Origin of the sequence: Halorubrum sp. Atlit-28R (genome assembly GCF_003665955.1) — an archaeon.
Taxonomy (GTDB): Archaea; Halobacteriota; Halobacteria; order Halobacteriales; family Haloferacaceae; genus Halorubrum; species Halorubrum tropicale.
In genome coordinates this window covers 21,308-37,406 of sequence record NZ_QPLS01000001.1, presented here as the reverse complement: position 1 = coordinate 37,406, position 16,099 = coordinate 21,308, and the positions used below count along the sequence as shown (strand labels likewise).

General features: G+C 69.6%; 16 protein-coding genes and 2 pseudogenes. 9 read left to right on the top strand and 9 right to left on the bottom strand.

Annotation, left to right across the window (positions count from 1 at the left end; all coding sequences use genetic code 11):
- Nucleotides 1–443: 443 nt before the first annotated feature.
- The 4 genes from DVK06_RS00210 to DVK06_RS00195 form a co-directional block, all read right to left on the bottom strand.
- Complete coding sequence (locus DVK06_RS00210) at nucleotides 444–1,349, bottom strand: 4Fe-4S binding protein (RefSeq protein ID WP_121598877.1); 906 nt, start codon at nucleotides 1,347–1,349, stop codon at nucleotides 444–446.
- 125 nt (nucleotides 1,350–1,474) lie between these two features.
- Nucleotides 1,475–2,203 (bottom strand): type 1 glutamine amidotransferase, encoded by a 729-nt coding sequence (locus tag DVK06_RS00205; protein ID WP_121598876.1) that lies wholly within the window; start codon nucleotides 2,201–2,203, stop codon nucleotides 1,475–1,477.
- Nucleotides 2,204–2,335: 132 nt separating this feature from the next.
- On the bottom strand, nucleotides 2,336–3,340 hold the full coding sequence (locus tag DVK06_RS00200; protein WP_121598875.1) for an arsenic resistance protein: 1,005 nt from the start codon (nucleotides 3,338–3,340) through the stop codon (nucleotides 2,336–2,338).
- Between the two features lie 451 nt (nucleotides 3,341–3,791).
- Nucleotides 3,792–4,763 carry a phosphoadenosine phosphosulfate reductase family protein gene (locus DVK06_RS00195; RefSeq protein WP_121598874.1) on the bottom strand — a complete coding sequence of 324 codons (972 nt, stop codon included), beginning with the start codon at nucleotides 4,761–4,763 and terminating at the stop codon, nucleotides 3,792–3,794.
- A gap of 136 nt (nucleotides 4,764–4,899) precedes the next feature.
- Between DVK06_RS00195 and DVK06_RS00190 the strand changes: the two genes are divergently transcribed.
- Nucleotides 4,900–6,243, top strand: coding sequence for an alkaline phosphatase family protein (locus DVK06_RS00190; protein WP_121598873.1), 1,344 nt, complete (start codon nucleotides 4,900–4,902; stop codon nucleotides 6,241–6,243).
- A 19-nt stretch (nucleotides 6,244–6,262) separates the two neighbouring features.
- Here DVK06_RS00190 and DVK06_RS00185 read toward each other — a convergent pair whose 3' ends face one another.
- Both DVK06_RS00185 and DVK06_RS00180 read right to left on the bottom strand, forming a co-directional pair.
- Complete coding sequence (locus tag DVK06_RS00185) at nucleotides 6,263–7,030, bottom strand: hypothetical protein (RefSeq protein WP_121598872.1); 768 nt, start codon at nucleotides 7,028–7,030, stop codon at nucleotides 6,263–6,265.
- Nucleotides 7,031–7,054: 24 nt separating this feature from the next.
- On the bottom strand, nucleotides 7,055–7,909 hold the full coding sequence (locus DVK06_RS00180; RefSeq protein WP_121598871.1) for a hypothetical protein: 855 nt from the start codon (nucleotides 7,907–7,909) through the stop codon (nucleotides 7,055–7,057).
- Nucleotides 7,910–7,997: 88 nt separating this feature from the next.
- On the opposite strand from DVK06_RS00180, the gene DVK06_RS00175 reads away from it, so the two are divergent.
- Together DVK06_RS00175 and DVK06_RS19170 are read left to right on the top strand one after the other, a co-directional pair.
- Nucleotides 7,998–8,567, top strand: a complete 570-nt coding sequence (locus DVK06_RS00175; RefSeq protein WP_121598870.1) for a TIGR04206 family protein — start codon at nucleotides 7,998–8,000, stop codon at nucleotides 8,565–8,567.
- A 70-nt stretch (nucleotides 8,568–8,637) separates the two neighbouring features.
- Nucleotides 8,638–8,828, top strand: a pseudogene (locus tag DVK06_RS19170) (ZIP family metal transporter); the annotation flags it as partial.
- A gap of 142 nt (nucleotides 8,829–8,970) precedes the next feature.
- Here the strand turns inward: DVK06_RS19170 and aroC are convergent.
- On the bottom strand, nucleotides 8,971–10,158 hold the full coding sequence (aroC, locus tag DVK06_RS00165) for a chorismate synthase (RefSeq protein WP_121598869.1): 1,188 nt from the start codon (nucleotides 10,156–10,158) through the stop codon (nucleotides 8,971–8,973).
- 107 nt (nucleotides 10,159–10,265) lie between these two features.
- Nucleotides 10,266–11,387, bottom strand: a complete 1,122-nt coding sequence (locus DVK06_RS00160) for a S1C family serine protease (protein WP_121598868.1) — start codon at nucleotides 11,385–11,387, stop codon at nucleotides 10,266–10,268.
- A gap of 126 nt (nucleotides 11,388–11,513) precedes the next feature.
- Between DVK06_RS00160 and DVK06_RS00155 the strand changes: the two genes are divergently transcribed.
- The 5 genes and pseudogenes from DVK06_RS00155 (at nucleotide 11,514) to DVK06_RS00135 (ending at nucleotide 14,602) form a co-directional block, all read left to right on the top strand.
- Nucleotides 11,514–11,735 (top strand): hypothetical protein, encoded by a 222-nt coding sequence (locus tag DVK06_RS00155; RefSeq protein WP_121598867.1) that lies wholly within the window; start codon nucleotides 11,514–11,516, stop codon nucleotides 11,733–11,735.
- Nucleotides 11,736–11,822: 87 nt separating this feature from the next.
- Complete coding sequence (locus tag DVK06_RS00150; RefSeq protein WP_053772015.1) at nucleotides 11,823–12,599, top strand: enoyl-CoA hydratase/isomerase family protein; 777 nt, start codon at nucleotides 11,823–11,825, stop codon at nucleotides 12,597–12,599.
- A gap of 150 nt (nucleotides 12,600–12,749) precedes the next feature.
- Nucleotides 12,750–13,319: a hypoxanthine/guanine phosphoribosyltransferase gene (hpt, locus tag DVK06_RS00145; protein WP_121598866.1), complete on the top strand. Its 570-nt coding sequence runs from the start codon at nucleotides 12,750–12,752 to the stop codon at nucleotides 13,317–13,319.
- Nucleotides 13,320–13,601: 282 nt separating this feature from the next.
- Nucleotides 13,602–13,715, top strand: a pseudogene (locus DVK06_RS00140) (IS6 family transposase); the annotation flags it as partial.
- Between the two features lie 209 nt (nucleotides 13,716–13,924).
- Entirely contained in the window at nucleotides 13,925–14,602 is a 678-nt protein-coding gene (locus DVK06_RS00135; protein WP_121598865.1) for a DJ-1/PfpI family protein, read from the top strand.
- 15 nt (nucleotides 14,603–14,617) lie between these two features.
- Here the strand turns inward: DVK06_RS00135 and DVK06_RS00130 are convergent, their stop codons facing one another.
- The gene (locus DVK06_RS00130) at nucleotides 14,618–14,917 is read right to left on the bottom strand and encodes a transcriptional regulator (protein WP_121598864.1); all 300 of its coding nucleotides are present in this window, start codon (nucleotides 14,915–14,917) and stop codon (nucleotides 14,618–14,620) included.
- Between the two features lie 152 nt (nucleotides 14,918–15,069).
- Here DVK06_RS00130 and DVK06_RS00125 point away from each other — a divergent pair, with 152 nt between their 5' ends.
- A complete protein-coding gene (locus DVK06_RS00125; RefSeq protein ID WP_053772012.1) occupies nucleotides 15,070–16,044 on the top strand; it encodes a sugar phosphate nucleotidyltransferase in 975 nt (324 codons plus the stop codon).
- Nucleotides 16,045–16,099 lie beyond the last annotated feature (55 nt).

Below are 16,099 nucleotides of genomic sequence, written 5' to 3'. Positions count from 1 at the left end.
GTAGGCTTGACATCCTCTCCGCCCTGAAGGGCGAAGATTCCCACGGCCCCGCACCGCTGGTTTGGGGTGTTTATGATTTGTAGCTGTCTCGGTGACGGCTACTGGCTGTGCCAATCAGCCGTTACTCCTATCCCGGCATGGGATTCAGAGGTACTTCTTATTGTACCCGAACACTACAACAGAAAGGGGTACTTTCTGTGTGTGTGGTCGGGAATCCCGATATTGTCCGATTAAGTGGGCGGATGGGCCGCCTCGGATAATTATTAATATGACGACCACTCAGTTAAAACACCCGGCTAGAAGTTCGTGGTTGCTGTAGAGAATTGTCGGATTCATCCCCGCGCTGAAGCGCGAGGCTTTCTCCTTGATTCTCCGTAACACTACGCAGGTGTGTTGTGTATTTCGGACACGTGACGGCCCGTGAGACGAGGGCTCGCGGTCGGCTACTCCTCGTCGAGCGACAGCGCGTCCGTCGGGCACTCCTCGACGCAGGCGGCACACTGGAGGCAGTCGGCGTGGTCCACGACGCCGTCGACCTCGCGGGTCGACCCCTCGAGACCGCCCGGCGAGAACACGTTCCCGTGGTCCGTGACCTCCCCGTCGGCGTACTGCCCCGGACGGATCTCCTGTCGGCAGACCGTCCCGCAGCGGCCGCAGCTCACGCAGGCGTCCGCGTCGACCTCGACGCGCGGTGCCGGATCGCGACCGAGCCCCTCCGCGACGCGGTGGACGGCGTGGGAGAGCGTCCCGGCCGGGCAGATCTGACACCAGGCCCGCTGGTGGTACACGACGCCGAGAACCACCGCGACGAGCGTGCTGACGCCGAGCATCGTGAGGAAGGGCACGCCGAGCGACCCGCCCTGCCGCCACGCGGCGTACAGTCCCGTCCCCAAGAGTCCGGCCGCGGTCAGGCCCACGGCCGCGCGGGTCAGCGGATGCTTGAACCAGTCCGGCGTCCGCTTTCCACGGCTGAACAGGCGGACGTAGCCGTCGAGCAGGCCGCCGCGCGGACAGAGGTGATTACAGTAGAACCGGCCGCGAACGGCGCCGACTCCGACCGCCGCGGCGGCGCAGCCGACGACGCCGACCCCTGCGACGAGCGGGTACCAGAGCGCCGCCGCCAGCAGCCCGACGAAGGCGACGCCGAGGTAGCGCTGCGCGCGTCGCCGTCGTTCGATCGAGCCGTCGTCGACCGGCCGGCGACGGATCGCGTCCAGCCCCCGCTTGTCGAACCACGGGTCCCCGTCGCGTACCCGACGGAACGCCTCGACGAGTCGCTTCGTCCGGTCGCCGGTCGCCGCCGACCGCGCTCGATCCGCGAGTTCGCTCGCTCGGGTTCGCAGGCTCATCTTCGACGCGGACGATCCTGTCCGGCGCGTCGAACTTAGTAATTTGGAAAGCACACAATACTACACAAATCAATATGCCGCACCGCCCGTTCGTCGCGACTCCGGCCCGTCGCGAGGCTCGGCGGTCACCTCGTCCGAGGTGGGATCGAGCCCGGCCGGCGGACCGGCTGGTGGCGTTCGGCGAGGCGCCGGAAGTTCCCGAATATCTGCTTGCTCGTCCGCGCCGCCTCGACGGACTCGTCGGTGATCCCCTCCAGCACGGAACGCTTCCGCTCGTCCGGGAGGTCTTTCCCCTCAGTCACCCAGACCGCGGTCTCGCGGTCGTACTCCGGGTGGAACTGTACTCCGTAGGTGCTCCCGAGGCGGAAGGCCTGAACGCCGAAGCCGTTGCGTGCGAGCGTCGCCGCGCCCGGGGGAAGCTCGGCGACGCGGTCGGAGTGCGTCTCGAAGCTGGTGAACCGCTCCGGGAGTCCCTCGAACAGCGGGTCCTCGCCGAGCCGCACCACCCGCTCGTATCCGAGCTCGTACTCCCCCATGTCGACGACGCGGCCGCCCAGCGCCTGCGCGAGGAACTGGTGGCCCCAACAGATGCCGAGCGTCGGGACGTCCGCCAGGTGGACCCGACGGATCCACTCCGTCAGCTCGTGGATCCAGTCGCGATCGTCATACACCGAGGTCTGCGACCCGCTGATGACGACGCCGTCGAACCGCCAGCCGGACGCCGACACCGAGGGCGGGAACTCCCCTTCGCTCGGCTTGTAGACGGCGACGGCCGCGTCGAGCTCTCGTCGGAGGTTCGACTCCGCAGGGGTCTCGCCGACCGACGCGTCGATCGCTGCGAAGGTTGCGCTCATGCGTCTACCGAGGCGCGCTGCGGCCAAATCACTTTGTAGGTAATGTGCTATACACACACTACCGATATCCGCCCGACGAGAGCCGGCAGCGCCCGTTCGGTGCCGAACCGAGGCAGCGAGGCGTCCACCCGGTCAGACGATCTCCGAGATCGCTTCGCGGAGGGACAGCCCTTCGCCGACGACGTCGCGTCGGTAATGCATGTAGACCGCGCCGAGCGGCGGCTGGATGACGTACGCCAGCGCGATCGGTAGCACCGCCCCGGATGGCACCGCGTCCGCGGCGACGACGATCGCCAGCGCGATCGACAGGTTTCGCATGCTGGTCGCGTACACGAGCGCGACGCCGCGCCGCGGGTCGAGCAGCGTCCGTCCGACGGCCGCGGCGACGCCGAGGACCGCCGCGTAAAACACCACCAGCGGGACGACCGTCACTACCGACGCGGCCGGATCCGCGAGGATCTGACCGGACCGCATCGTCATCGCGACGAACACGATCAGCATCACGCCTAACGACGACAGTCCGCCGAATAACGGCTTTAGGCGCTTGAAAACCGCTTTTGAATACCGCCGAAGCAACAGCCACCGAGTGGCCGTCCCGGCGGCCATCGGGACGACCACCACCTGCGCGAGCTGTCGGTACAGCGCCGAGGGGTCGAACCCGACGTCAGCTGGCACGAGCACCGACAGGTACGCCGGGAGGATCACGATCGCCGCCAACAGGTTGACCGCCATCGCGACCAGGGCCGCCTCGAGGTCGCCGTCGGCGAGGCCCGTCCACGCGGCGGTCATTCCCGAGGTCGGTATGAGCGCGATGAAATACAGTCCGACGGCGTACTCGACGTCGCCGCCGAAGAAGCCCCGCGAGAGGGCGACCGCGAACAGCGGCGCCGCGCCGAAGTTGATCAGCAGGCTTAATCCCACGGGACCGGCGTGGTCGCGGACGTTGAGCACCTCCCGGAGATCGATGTTGATCATCATCGGGTAGATCATCAGGAACAGGATCGGGACGACCGCGGCCCGGAGGACCGACGTCGTCTCCGAGCCCGCGACCTGGCCGACGGCCAGCCCGGCGACCAGCGAGGCGACGACGACGTAGATGAGGTTCTCCTTGAGTCCGGTGAGGAACGGGCGTATCATCTGCTGGACGTGGACGGGGTGTGATGCGCGCGCTTGCCGTGCCGATGCGTTCTCTTCCGTGGGGCGGGCGTTCGATCTGTCATCTCTCGACTGTCCGATCGGCCGGCCGTCGACGTCGCCGACCGGCTTCGGGACGCTATACGCGATATCGTGCGACGCAACCAAAAATGTATGGTCTATACAATAATGTGGCTCACCCTGAGGCCCTCGGTCGCGGTTCCGGCCGCACACTTCGCGGACGAAGGCCACTGAGACTTGTTCGTGGCGTGTTCGGGACGCCGATATCCGAGATTACGGACGGCGAGAGCAGTGCCTAGTGTATACAATCACACGTCGGTGACCGCTCGGCGGAACCGTATACGGGTCAGTCCGGCTTCAGGATGGGATCGACCCCGAAGTCGCGGCCGAGGAAGGAGTCGTGCGTCGGTCTCCCGCGCGTCGCCCGCTCGCCCTACATGTAACCGAGGTCGCGCAGGCGCTCCATCAGGTCCTCCTTGTCCTGGGCGCGGCCGGCGCGCTCGGTCGTGTCCTCGAGGTTCTGGAGCCACGCGGGCTCCTCGGTCGTCTTCTCGGTCGAGACCTCGCTGCCCAGCGAGCGGAACCCGGCGAAGTACTTCGGCGAGATCGGGATGTCCTCCTGGGTGACGCCCTCGGGGAGGTCGTCGTCGGCCTGCGGGATGTATCCCTCGTCGGGGAACGCCTCGACCGTGTCCGGCACGACGAAGTTCCAGAAGGCGTCCCACACGTCGGCCTCGGCGAACTGGAGGATGGGTTGGATGCGGTCGTGCGGCGGGAAGAGATCAGGATCGTGCCGCGGCGAGAAGAACGTCTCGTCGGCGCGGGCCTCCTGTTCGTCCCAGCGGACGCCGGAGATGACGCCGTCGATGTCGTGCTCCTCTAAGGCGTCGTTGAGCGCGACCGTCTTCAGGAGGTGGTTGCCAACGTAGGTGTCGAGCAGGAAGGGGAACGAGTCCTCCTCGAACTCCAGGATCTCCCGGATGTGGTGCTGGTTGTGCTCCGAGAGCGCGTCGACGGGGATGTCGTCGCCCGGCTCCAACCCGTGCTCGTCGACGTAGGCGCCCACGTCCTCGTTGCGGGCGTACACGAGGTCGATATCCCACTGGTCGGCCCAGTGTTCGACGAAGTCGGTGATGTCGTCGAAGTGCTGGAAGTGGTCGATGAACACCGCGGTCGGCTTCTCGTAGCCGTACTCCTCGGCGACCTGGTTGATGAAGTACAGCGTCAGCGTGGAGTCCTTCCCGCCCGTCCACATCACCGCGGGGTTGTCGTACTGTTCGAGCCCGCGGCGGGTGACCTCGACCGCCTTCTCGATCTTGTGCTGGATCGACGGGTAGTCGCCCGGGCTCTCGCCCTCGCCGTCGGTGTAGTCGACGTCGACGCTCGCCGGGAAGTCGTCGCTCATACGCCGTAGCAGTCGCCGCCGAGACCAATATGCTTTCTGAATCGGGGTCGCCCGCGAGTCGGTCCCGCGGTCGGCGGCCGCCGCTGCGGTCCCGCGGAACACAAGGGATATGCCGGCCGCCCCGGAACCGTCGCCCATGGGTCTGTTCGACCGGCTCCGCGGCGACGACGACGAGCGCGTCGTCTTCCTCGGGATCGACGGCGTACCGCTCGACCTCGTCGCGGACCACCCCGACGTCTTCGAGAACCTGACCGACATCGCCGAGACCGGTTCCGGGGGGCGCTTGGAGAGCATCGTCCCGCCGGAGTCGAGCGCGTGCTGGCCGAGCCTCACGACCGGGAAGAACCCCGGCGCGACGGGGGTCTACGGCTTTCAGGACCGCGAGGTCGACTCCTACGAGACGTACGTCCCGCTCGGGCGCCACGTGAAGGCGACCCGGCTGTGGGACCGCGTCACGGACGCCGGGCGCGACGCGACCGTCCTCAACGTCCCGGTCACGTTCCCGCCGTCGACGCGGGTCCAGCGGATGGTCTCCGGGTTCCTCTCGCCCGACCTGGAGTCGGCCGCGAGCGACGACGAGGTGCGCGAGACGCTCGACGGGTTCGACTACCGGATCGACGTGAACGCCAAGCTCGGCCACGACGACGACAAGACCGAGTTCATCGAGAACGCGCACGCGACGCTCGACGCCCGCTACGACGCCTTCTCCCACTACCTCGACCAGGACGACTGGGACCTCTTCTTCGGCGTGTTCATGAGCACGGACCGCGTGAACCACTTCCTGTTCGGCGACTACGCCACCGACGGCGAGTACAAAGAGGAGTTCCTGGCGTTCTACCGCGAGCTCGACGGCTACATCGGCGAGATCCGCGACTCGCTCGACGACGACACCACCCTGATCGTCGCCTCCGACCACGGGTTCACCCGACTGGAGTGGGAGGTGAACTGTAACCAGTTCCTCGCCGACGAGGGGTGGCTCTCGTACGCCGCCGACGACCACGACGCGCTCACCGACATCGACGACGAGACGCGAGCGTACTCGCTCATCCCCGGGCGCTTCTACCTCAACCTGGAGGGCCGCGAGCCCAACGGCGTCGTCCCCGAGTCCGAGTACGAGGCGACCCGCGAGGAGCTCATCGACGACCTCGAATCGCTCACCGGCCCCGACGGCCGACAGGTGTGCCGCCGGATCGTGAAAGGCGAGACCGTCTTCGACGGCGACCACGACGGCATCGCGCCCGACCTCGTCGTCATCCCCGCGGACGGGTTCGACCTCAAGTCCGGCTTCTCCGGCAAGGAGGCCGTCTTCACCGAAGGCCCGCGCAACGGGATGCACAAGTTCGAGAACTCGCTGCTGTACTCGACCGACCCCGACCTCGACCTGTCCGACGCGAACCTCTTCGACGTGACGCCGACCGTCCTCGACCTGCTGGACGTCGAGGCCGACGCCGAGTTCGACGGCGAGAGCCTGCTGAGCTGACGGCGCTCGCTGCCGCGCGTTACTTCTCCGCCGTCGGCCGCGAACAGCGCAGACAGAGGATCCCGGTCCCCGCCCAGTTCACGTGGGTCGACCCGCAGTGCGGGCACTGGTGGGTGTCGTTGTTGTACTCGGTCGTCCCCCGCGGGGCGGCGAGGTGACCGTCGTCGACCGCGCGCTCGACCAGTCCGGGGAACCGCTGCTTCTTGAACCGGGCGCGGTGCGCGAGGAACTCGCCCGGTCGGCTCGGGTCGCTCCCGTGAAGGTCCTCCCACTTGATCGCTATCTCGCCGTCCGCCTGCCCCCGCGCGACCTGTTTGACCGTCGCGGCCGCGGCCTCGAAGAGCGGGGTCGTCGCGAGCGCCTGCGGGGAGTCGACCGCGTCGCCCGCGGCCGCGTACCGCTCGGCCGCGTCGTCGTAGGCCGCTTCGGCGCCGTCGAGGCCGCCCGCGACCCGGAAGTCGGCCACGAACTCCGCGAGGCAGGCCGTCTGTCCCGGCTCGTCGAGGACCGTCTCGAAGTCGCGGGCCGCGGCGAGCCCCTCGACCGCGCGCTGGGTCGCGCGCCCGTCGCGGCCCGCGACGCGGTACGCGACCGTCGCCGCGAGCAGCTGCTGGAGCCCCTGCCCGATCCATCCCTTCTCGTCCGGTTCGAACGGGTCGCGATCGGGGCGCGGGTCCGCGAGCACGCGCCGTCCCCCTCGCGTGTAGCGGTTCCCGGCGCGCTCGTACTCGCGGCCCGCCAGCGCGTCGACCGCCGCGTCGTGGTGTCCGCCGTCGTTCGTGTTCACACGCGCGATACGGGCGGGGACGGGTTACGCCTGACGCCCCGGCGCGGGCGCCCGCTCCGCGAGGGCCCGGTAGAACGCCACGGAGTAGGTCGTCCACAGCGCGCCGAGGAGGCCGGTGACCGCGACCACGCCGACTCCGACGCCGACGGTCCCCAGCGTGCCGAGTTCGACGCTCGGCAGCCACGCCGGGGCCGTGTCTATCGCGGGCGGCGCGAGCGTCAGCGCCGCGGCGGCGACGAGGAGGCCGAACGGCGCGCCGACGGCGGCGAGGATGACCGTGTACGGGATCGCGGCCCCGAGGTTCGACCGCACGAGCCGGACGCTACGGCGGAACGCGGCGACGAGTTCGGCGTCCTCGACGACGACCGCGTGCGCGTAGAACTGGAGGAAGAACGTGACGAGCAGGTACGCGCCGAACAGGCCGACGACGATTATTCCGAGCACCGCGACCAGCGTGACGTCCTCGGCGGGGATCCGAACGAACCCGGCGGGCCCGCCCACGACGCTCCCTGCGACGCCGAGGACGATCCCGACGACGAATAGGAACCCGAACGCGAGGCTCACGCCCACCAGCGCGAGGTACGCGACGAGCAGCGGCAGGTAGTGGTCGCGGCCCGCGGCGACGAGCGTCGCGACGCCCGTCCGACCGTCGAGCGCCTCGTCCGCCATGGCGAGCAGGCCGCCCTGGAAGAAGGGGACGACGAGGATCAGCACGCCGAACGTCATCGCGGAGACCGCGGCCGCGAGCCCGGGGCTCGCGGTCGGCCGCACGATGAGGTCGGGGAACTGCGCGAGCGCGAACAGCGCCGAGACGGCGACGAGGACGGGATTCCTCGCGACGCCGCCGACGGCCGGTCGGATCGCGCGGAGGGCTGGCATTGACGCTCTTTGTCGCGGAGGACGCTAAAAGCCTCTCGGCGCCCGCGAGGTCCCGACCATACTTACTCCCGGGCGCCGAACCCGTCGTATGGAGAGCCCGGACGGCGCTACCCGCTCGGCGTCGGACTCGATGTCGGGGACCGCCTCGCGACCGGAGCCAGAGTCGTCGTCGCCGCAGACCAGCGGTCTGGTCGAGTGGCTCCTCGTCGCCGCGCTGCTCGCGGTCCCGATGGCGGTCGTCCCCGGCGGCGACGGCGGCCCGACGCTGGTGAGCCTCTGGGGGTTCGTCACGCTCGGCGGCGACGGCGGCGGGATCGGCGGCTACCCGGTGTGGGCGTACTTCCTCGACCAGCCGCGCCCGTTCGCGACGCTCCCCCCGTCGATCCGGGCGTGGCCGCTCGCGATCGGCTTCCACCTGCTCGCGGCCGGGAGCGCCACGAGCGGGGTCGCGCTCGGCCGCGAGGACCGCCGGGTCACGGGGGGCCTCCTCGTGCTCGCGGCGACCGCGACGCTGTGGGTCGCGGCGGGGCTGGGCGTGCGCTTCGGCGTCGGGACGACCGCCGGGTGGTTCTCGGTCCTCCCCGCGAGCGCGGTGGCGACGCTTCTCGCCGCGGGCTGGGCGTACGGCGGCGACCTCCGCGGGATCGTAGTCCGATAGCGGGTCGGGCCGACAGGGCGCGTCGGCTCGGCCGCCCATTCCTGTTTCTCCGAGCGCGGAACCGACGCCTATGACGACGCTGCCGCCCCTCGTGAGCCGTCAGCACCGCCGCGGGGCTCGCGACGGGACTGGGCGCGCTGGCCCGTCTTCTTCCGGTCCCGCGTCACGAATCGGGTGTACGACGCGGCGCTCGGCCTCGCCGCGGGGCCGATGGTCGCCGCCAGCGCCTTCGGACCGGTCATTCACGGGGTAGAGGTGGGGCACGCTCCGCGGTGAGGATCGTTTCTGTAACTACGCGTGCCTCTGCGAGCACATCGACGAGGACGACCTGGTCGCGGGGGACGACCGCGAGTGGTCGCCGGGGGAATAGGCGGGCCGGTCCGCGGAGCGGGCCGATCGCTCGTTATTCGTTGCGCGGACTGCTCGGGTGGTAGTCGGTGTCGTACTGTCCCGGGTTCCCGTCGACGCGGTCGGGGTTGATCCGACCGCCGAGCAGCATGAAGTCGAGGACGGTACAGTACAGCATCGCCTCGACGACGGGGACCGCCCGCGGCGGGAGGACCGGGTCGTGGCGGCCGACGACCTGGATCTCCTTCTCCTCGCCCGTCTCCCAGTCGGCGGAGCGCTGCTTCTTCGGGATCGAGGTGGGCGCGTGCCACGTCGCCTCGCCGTAGATCGGCTCGCCGGTCGTGATCCCGCCCTGGAGGCCGCCGTGGTCGTTCCCCTCGGGGACGGGGTCGCCCTCGTCGCTCTCGACGTGATCGAACGACTCGCCGTCGTCGAACGTCCAGTCCTCGTTGCGCTCGCTGCCGGCGACGTGGTTCGCGTCCTTCCCGAGCCCGTACTCGACGCCGGTCGTGGCGGGAATGGAGAACATCGCCTGCCCGAGCCGCGCGGGGAAGCTGTCGAACCGCGGGGCGCCGAGCCCGCGCGGGACGCCGCGGCACTCGAAGTAGATCGACCCGCCGATCGAGTCGCCCTGCTCTTGGTACTCCTCGATCAGCTCCTGCATCTCGGCGGCCGCCTCGGGGTCGGCACAGCGCACGTCGTTCTCCTCGCTGCGTTCGAGCAACTGTTCGAAGCTCACCGGGTCGGCCTCCACGTCGCCGATGCGGTTGACGTGGGCCTTGATCTCCACCTCGTGCTCCGAGGCGTCGAGGACCTGCTCCGCGACGGCGCCGGCCGCGACCCAGTTCACCGTCTCCCGGGCCGAGGAACGCCCGCCGCCGCCCCAGTTGCGCGTGCCGAACTTCGCCGAGTAGGTGTAGTCGCCGTGCGAGGGCCGGGGGGCCGTGACGTACGGCTCGTACTTCCCCGAGCGCGCGTCCTTGTTCTGGATCACCATGCCGATCGGCGTGCCGGTCGTGTACCCGTCCTGAACGCCGGAGTTGACGACGACCTCGTCGGGCTCGCCGCGCGAGGTGGTGATCATCGACTGGCCCGGCTTGCGCCGGTCGAGCTGCGCCTGGATGGCCTCCTCGTCGAGTTCAACGCCCGCCGGCACGCCGGAGACGGTGACGCCCATCGCGTCGCCGTGGCTCTCGCCGTAGGTCGTCAGCTGGAAGAGTCGACCGAACCGGTTCCCGTTCATACCGGTACGTGTGTCCGGGGGCATATAGGGGTTGCAATCCGCGCAACGGGTGACGACCGGGCGCACGCACCCAAATTCAGCTTTCCGCTGAGGTTGCTCGCCGAGCGTCACGGCTCGGGCCGCTCGCCGAGCGTCACGTCGAGGGTCTCCTCGCTACCGTCGCGCACCACGGTGACGGCGACCGTGTCGCCGGGGTCCGTCTCCAGGGCGAGGTACCGCGAGAGGTCGGGGTTGTCCGCGATCTCGGTCCCGTCGAGCGCGACGATCACGTCGCCGCCGGTCGGCACCGTCGCGCCGTCGACAGTCGCCTCCCCGTCCGTGCCGCGGAGGACGCCGTCGGCGGGGCCGTCGGCGACGACGCCGGCGACGTAGACGCCGCTGGCGTCCGGGAGGTCGTTGCCGGCCGCGAGCAGCGGATCGACCCGAACGACGCTCACGCCCATGAACGAGTGGTCGTAGCTCCCGGTCTCGATGAGCGCCGGGACCACCTCGTTCACGAGCCGCGCGGAGACGCCGAAGCCGATGTTATCGCCCCGCGTCGCGGTCGCGACGCCGACGACCGTGCCGTCGAGAGTGACGATCGGCCCCCCGCTGTTGCCGGGGTTCAGCGCGGCGTCGGTCTGGATCGCGTCCGCGATCGAGAAGCGGCCGGGCGCCGTCGACGCCGGAATCGTCCGGTTACGCCCGCTGACGATTCCCTGGGTCGCCGACCCCGACAGGCCGAGCGGCGCGCCGACGACGAGGACCCGGGTGCCGACCGGCGGGAGGTCGGTCGCGACCGGGAGCGGGTCCCCGGGAAGCCCCGCGTCGAGTTCGACGACCGCGAGGTCGCTGTACGGGTCGCGACCGACGACGGTCGCGTTCACCCACGTCTCGTCGGTCGCCTGAACGCGGATCGTGTCGGGATCGCCGATCACGTGGTCGTTCGTCACTAGGTGCGTCTCGTCGTAGAGAAACCCGGAGCCCTGTCCCGCGGCGCCGCCCTCCCCCGGCCCGAAGACGGTCTCCCGGCTCTCGACGTACGTCTGGACGCGCGCGACCGACGGGACGACGGCCTCGTACACGTCGGCGTAGTCGGGGTCGTCGGCGGTCACCGGCGGCTCGATCTGCTGTTTCCCTCGCGGAGCGTCGTCGTCGGTCGCCCCGCCGATCGCGCCGAGACAGCCGGCGGTCGACGCGCCGGCGATCGCCGCCCCGACCCCGAGGACCTCGCGTCGGGTTCGTTTCATACCATTCGATAGGAGCCGCGCTCGATTAAGCGATCGGCCGCCGAGGCCCCGACGCCGCGACCGAGTCCCCCCGCGGTCCGGTCCGGGACCGATGGGGGTATGTAACGGGATCCCGTTGGTGAGAGCGTGCGCGACCGCCTCACCTCCGACCTCGGCGTGTACGCCCTCTCCGGGCTGTTCTCGCTCGTCGTCTTCGTGCTCGCGCTCGGCGTCCTCTCGCGGACGCTCCCCGGCGGGCTCGCGAGCCGCCAGCTCGGGGGGCTGATCGTCGGCTACCTCCTGTTCGTCGGCGTGTACACGACGGCGTGGTTCATCTACACCGGGATCGACAGCCGCGAAGAGGTCTAACGGGGGGTCGTCGGTCGCAAACGCCGGTTCCGGAACCGCGGATCCGGCTGCCGAACCGTTTTCACGCCGCCCCGCGACGGGGGCCGTATGAGCCGGGACACCATCTCCTTCGACGTCGACGACCGCGGGGTCGCGACGGTCACCGTCGACCGACCGGAACAGCTCAACGCGCTCACCGTCGAGACGCTCGAAGCAATCGAGGACGCGCTGGACGAGGCGGCCGACCGCGACGCGCGCGCCCTCGTGATCGCCGGCGCGGGCGACGAGGCGTTCGTCGCGGGCGCCGACATCTCCTACATGGTCGAGATGTCGACGCCGGAGGCGCAGGCGTACGCCGAGCTCGGCCACCGCGTCGCGGACGCGATCGAGTCGTTCCCGGCGCCGACGGTCGCCGCGGTCGACGGATACGCCTTCGGCGGCGGCTGCGAGCTCGCGCTCGCCTGCGACCTCCGGGTCGCGGCCGAGAGCGCGGTCCTCGGGCAGACGGAGATCGACCTCGGGATCATCCCGGGCTGGGGCGGCACGCAGCGCCTCCCGGCTCTCGTCGGCGACGAGGTCGCGCGGCGGCTGATCTTCCTCGGCGAGCGCATCGACGCGGCCGAGGCGGCCGAGGTCGGCTTCGTCGGCGAGGTCGTCGCCGACGAGGACTTCGACGACCGGATCGACGAGCTGACCGGCGAGCTGGCGGCGAAGCCCGCGACCGCGCTGCGCGCCGCGAAGGAGGCGCTGAACGCGGCCGGGGACGGCGCCGCGGCGACCGGCCACGCCCTCGAACGCCGGGCGTGGGCCGGCCTGTTCGGCACCCACGACCAGCGCGAGGGGATGCGGGCGTTCCTGGAGAAACGGGAGCCGGAGTTCGAGTAGACAGTTCCGGCGGACGCGAGTCTGTTGCGGCGACGTTCATGTCGATCGACAGTTCGCGTACGAACGTTCGGGCGCCGCACTCCGTGGCATCGTCTCCCACCGCGATCCCGTAACCGCCACGCTTTATTAATCCGCCCGAGTACCCGCGACATGGACCAGTTGCGGCAGTCGCTCCTCGACGCGCCGATCATCGAGAAAGGCGAGTACCAGTACTTCGTCCACCCGATCAGCGACGGCGTCCCGATGCTCGAACCGGAGCTGCTCCGGGAGATCGTCATCCGGATCATCCGGAAGGCTGAGCTCGAGAACGTCGACAAGATCGTCACCCCCGCGGCGATGGGGATCCACATCTCGACCGCGCTCTCGCTGATGACCGACATCCCCCTCGTGGTCATCCGGAAGCGCCAGTACGGCCTCGACGGCGAGGTCCCGCTGTTCCAGGAGACCGGCTACTCCGAGTCGGAGATGTACATCAACGACGTCGAGGAGGGCGACCGCGTGCTCGTGCTCGACGACGTGCTCTCGACGGGCGGCACGATGAAGGCCATCCTCGACGCGCTCACCGACGAGGTCGGCGCCGACGTCGTCGACGTGGTCGCCGTGATCAAGAAGGCCGGCCCGAACGAACTCGACGACACCGACTACAACGTGAAGACGCTGATCAACGTGACCGTCGAGGACGGCGAGGTCGTGATCGTCGACGCGCAGGGCGACGAATAAGCCGTCCGCAGCGGAACCGCGGTGAAACCCGCAAATTTTCTGGTTAGCCGCTTATAGATAGTCGACTACGCAGCGGCGACCAACTCCTCTAAAGCCCCAGCCGTGAGGACTCGCGCGGCTTGTTGCGCGCCTCGCTTGGTCGCTCGCGTTGCTCGCTCCGTCGCTGCGGTGCTTACTGCGCCGTCCTTCGTCCCATGGCTGCCCCTTTGAGTCCCGCCCCGTACCGCACGGCGGTGTTGAGATAAGGTCGAAGGATGAGGCGGTCAAAAGATCGAGTGGTTCATGCTCAGTTTCGACCGCCTCAGCGGCGATAGCGGTTGTATCGAGTTAGATTTTCTGGAGCGAGAGGCGACACCCGAGTCGGCGATGAAGTTCGGTATCCGACTCCATTTGGCTGTACCGCACCCTCACGCCTCCCCAGCCTCGCGGCTCCCGTCGCTTCGCTCCGGTCGCCGCGTACCTCGCACGCGCACCTCGCGCCCTACCGGGCGCTCGGCGGCGCGCGCCGACCGCACCGCTGCGGCCGTTTATAAACTCGGCGCCGTCCCTCATCGCTGCCGGGCGCGGGCGCCTTTTGTGTCGGGGGCGTGAATGGGGGCGTACACATGACCAGCGCGCTGTTCGTCGTGAGCGAAGAAGGGTACTGGGCCGAGGAGTGCATCGAACCGCTGACGACGCTCGAAAGCGAGGGCGTCGACGTGACCGTCGCGACGCCCTCGGGGTCGCCCCCGGTCGTCGACGAGCGGTCGCTCGACCCGGAGGCAGCTGGCGGCGAGGAACGCGTCGCGGAGCTTCGCGAGGTCGACGAGAGCCACCCCGAACTCAACGATCCGGAGCCGATCGCGACGGTCGAGGTCGACGGCTACGACGCGGTCGTCTTCCCCGGCGGGCACGGCACCGTCTGGGACGTGAACCAGGACCGCCACGCCCGGCAGCTCCTGCTCGACGCGGTCGCGGGCGACGACGGCGTCGCCCTCGTCGTCTGTCACGCGGTCGGCATCCTCGGATTCACCCGCGAGGCCGACGGGACGCCGCTCGTCGAGGGGCGCTCGGTGACCGGCTTCCCGAACGCGTGGGAGGAGGACATCGTCGACGAGGCCGACGTGTTGCCGGACGGCCGGAAGCTCCCGTACTGGGTCGAAGACGAGGTCGTCCTCGCCGGCGCCGACTGGGACGCCGAACTCGACGCCGACGCGAGCGTCACGGTCGACGGCGACCTGATCACCGCGCGCGGCCCGGGCTCTTCGGCCGACGCGGCGACGACGCTGCTGGACGAGCTGTAAGCCGCGCGAGCCTCCCTACCGGATCACGAACGCCGGCTCCTCGATCCGCTCGCTCCTACACTCGGGACACCGCGACGGCTCGTTCACCGGGTCGTCGAAGCCGTCGAACCCGCACTCGCTACAGGTCGGCGGCGCGACGAGGAACTCCTCGTCCGCGTCGCCGCCGCCGGCGTTCCCCTCTCGGACCGACCGCGAGACGTGGTCGAGGTGTTCGTACACGGTCGGCGTCGGCAGCGACAGCGCCTCGGCGAGGTCGCTCGCCGTCCGCGGCCCCTCCCGGAGCGCGTCGGCGATCCGCTGGCGGGTCGTCTCCATGGGCGAGCGTCGAGGGCGACGCGCAAAACGGTCCGGGATCGGAGCGCGAGCGCTCGGAGGCGAGTCAGCGGGCGCACGGCGTCGACACCCCCGGGCGAATCGGAGACGACTCGGGCACAAGAGGTATGTCACCGGGGTGAGACGGAGCGGGTATGAAAGCCGTCGTACTCGCGGGTGGCTACGCGACCAGGCTCTGGCCGATCACCGAACACCGGCCGAAGATGTTCCTGCCGGTGGGCGAGAACACCGTCATCGACGAGATATTCGAGGACTTAGAGGCCGACGATAGGGTCGACGAGGTGTTCGTCTCGACCAACGAGCGCTTCGCCGACACCTTCGCCGAGTACCTCGCCGACAGCCCGTTTGAGAAGCCGACGCTGTCGGTCGAAGAGACCGTCGAGGAAGACGAGAAGTTCGGCGTGGTGGGGGCGCTCGAACAGCTCGTCGACCGCGAGGGCGTCGACGACGACCTAATCGTCGTCGCCGGCGACAACATGATCAGCTTCGACATCGCCGACTTCGCCGACTTCTTCGAGGACAAGGGGACGCCGACGCTCGCGGCCTACGACGTGGGCGACCGCGAGCGCGCGAAGTCGTACGGGCTCGTCCAGCTGGACGGCGACGAGGTGGTCGACTTCCAGGAGAAGCCAGCGGACCCGCAGTCGACGCTGGTCTCCATCGCCTGCTACGCGTTCCCCGCGGAGACGCTCCCGAAGCTCACCACCTACCTCGACGACGACAACAACCCGGACGAGCCGGGGTGGTTCCTCCAGTGGCTCCAGCGGCGCGGCGCGGTCCACGCGTTCACCTTCGACGGCGCGTGGTTCGACATCGGCACCGCCGACTCCTACCTCGACGCGGTCGAGTACGCGCTCGACGGCGGAACGCTCGTCGCCGACGACGCGACCGTCGAGGGGAGCGACCTCGGCGGCGTAGTCCACGTCATGTCGGGCGCGACGGTGACCGACTCGACGCTCGACCGCGCGGTCGTCTTCGAGGACGCGACGATCGCCGACTCCGAGGTCCGCAACTCCGTGATCGACACGGGCGCCACCTTGGAGGGCGTCGCCCTCTCGGGCGCGCTGATCGGTTCGTACACCTCGATCACGGAAGGCGACGACTTCTGAGCGCGTCGCGACCGCCGGGGGCGCCCTGCGCCCTCGCGGTCAGTCGCCGTCAGCC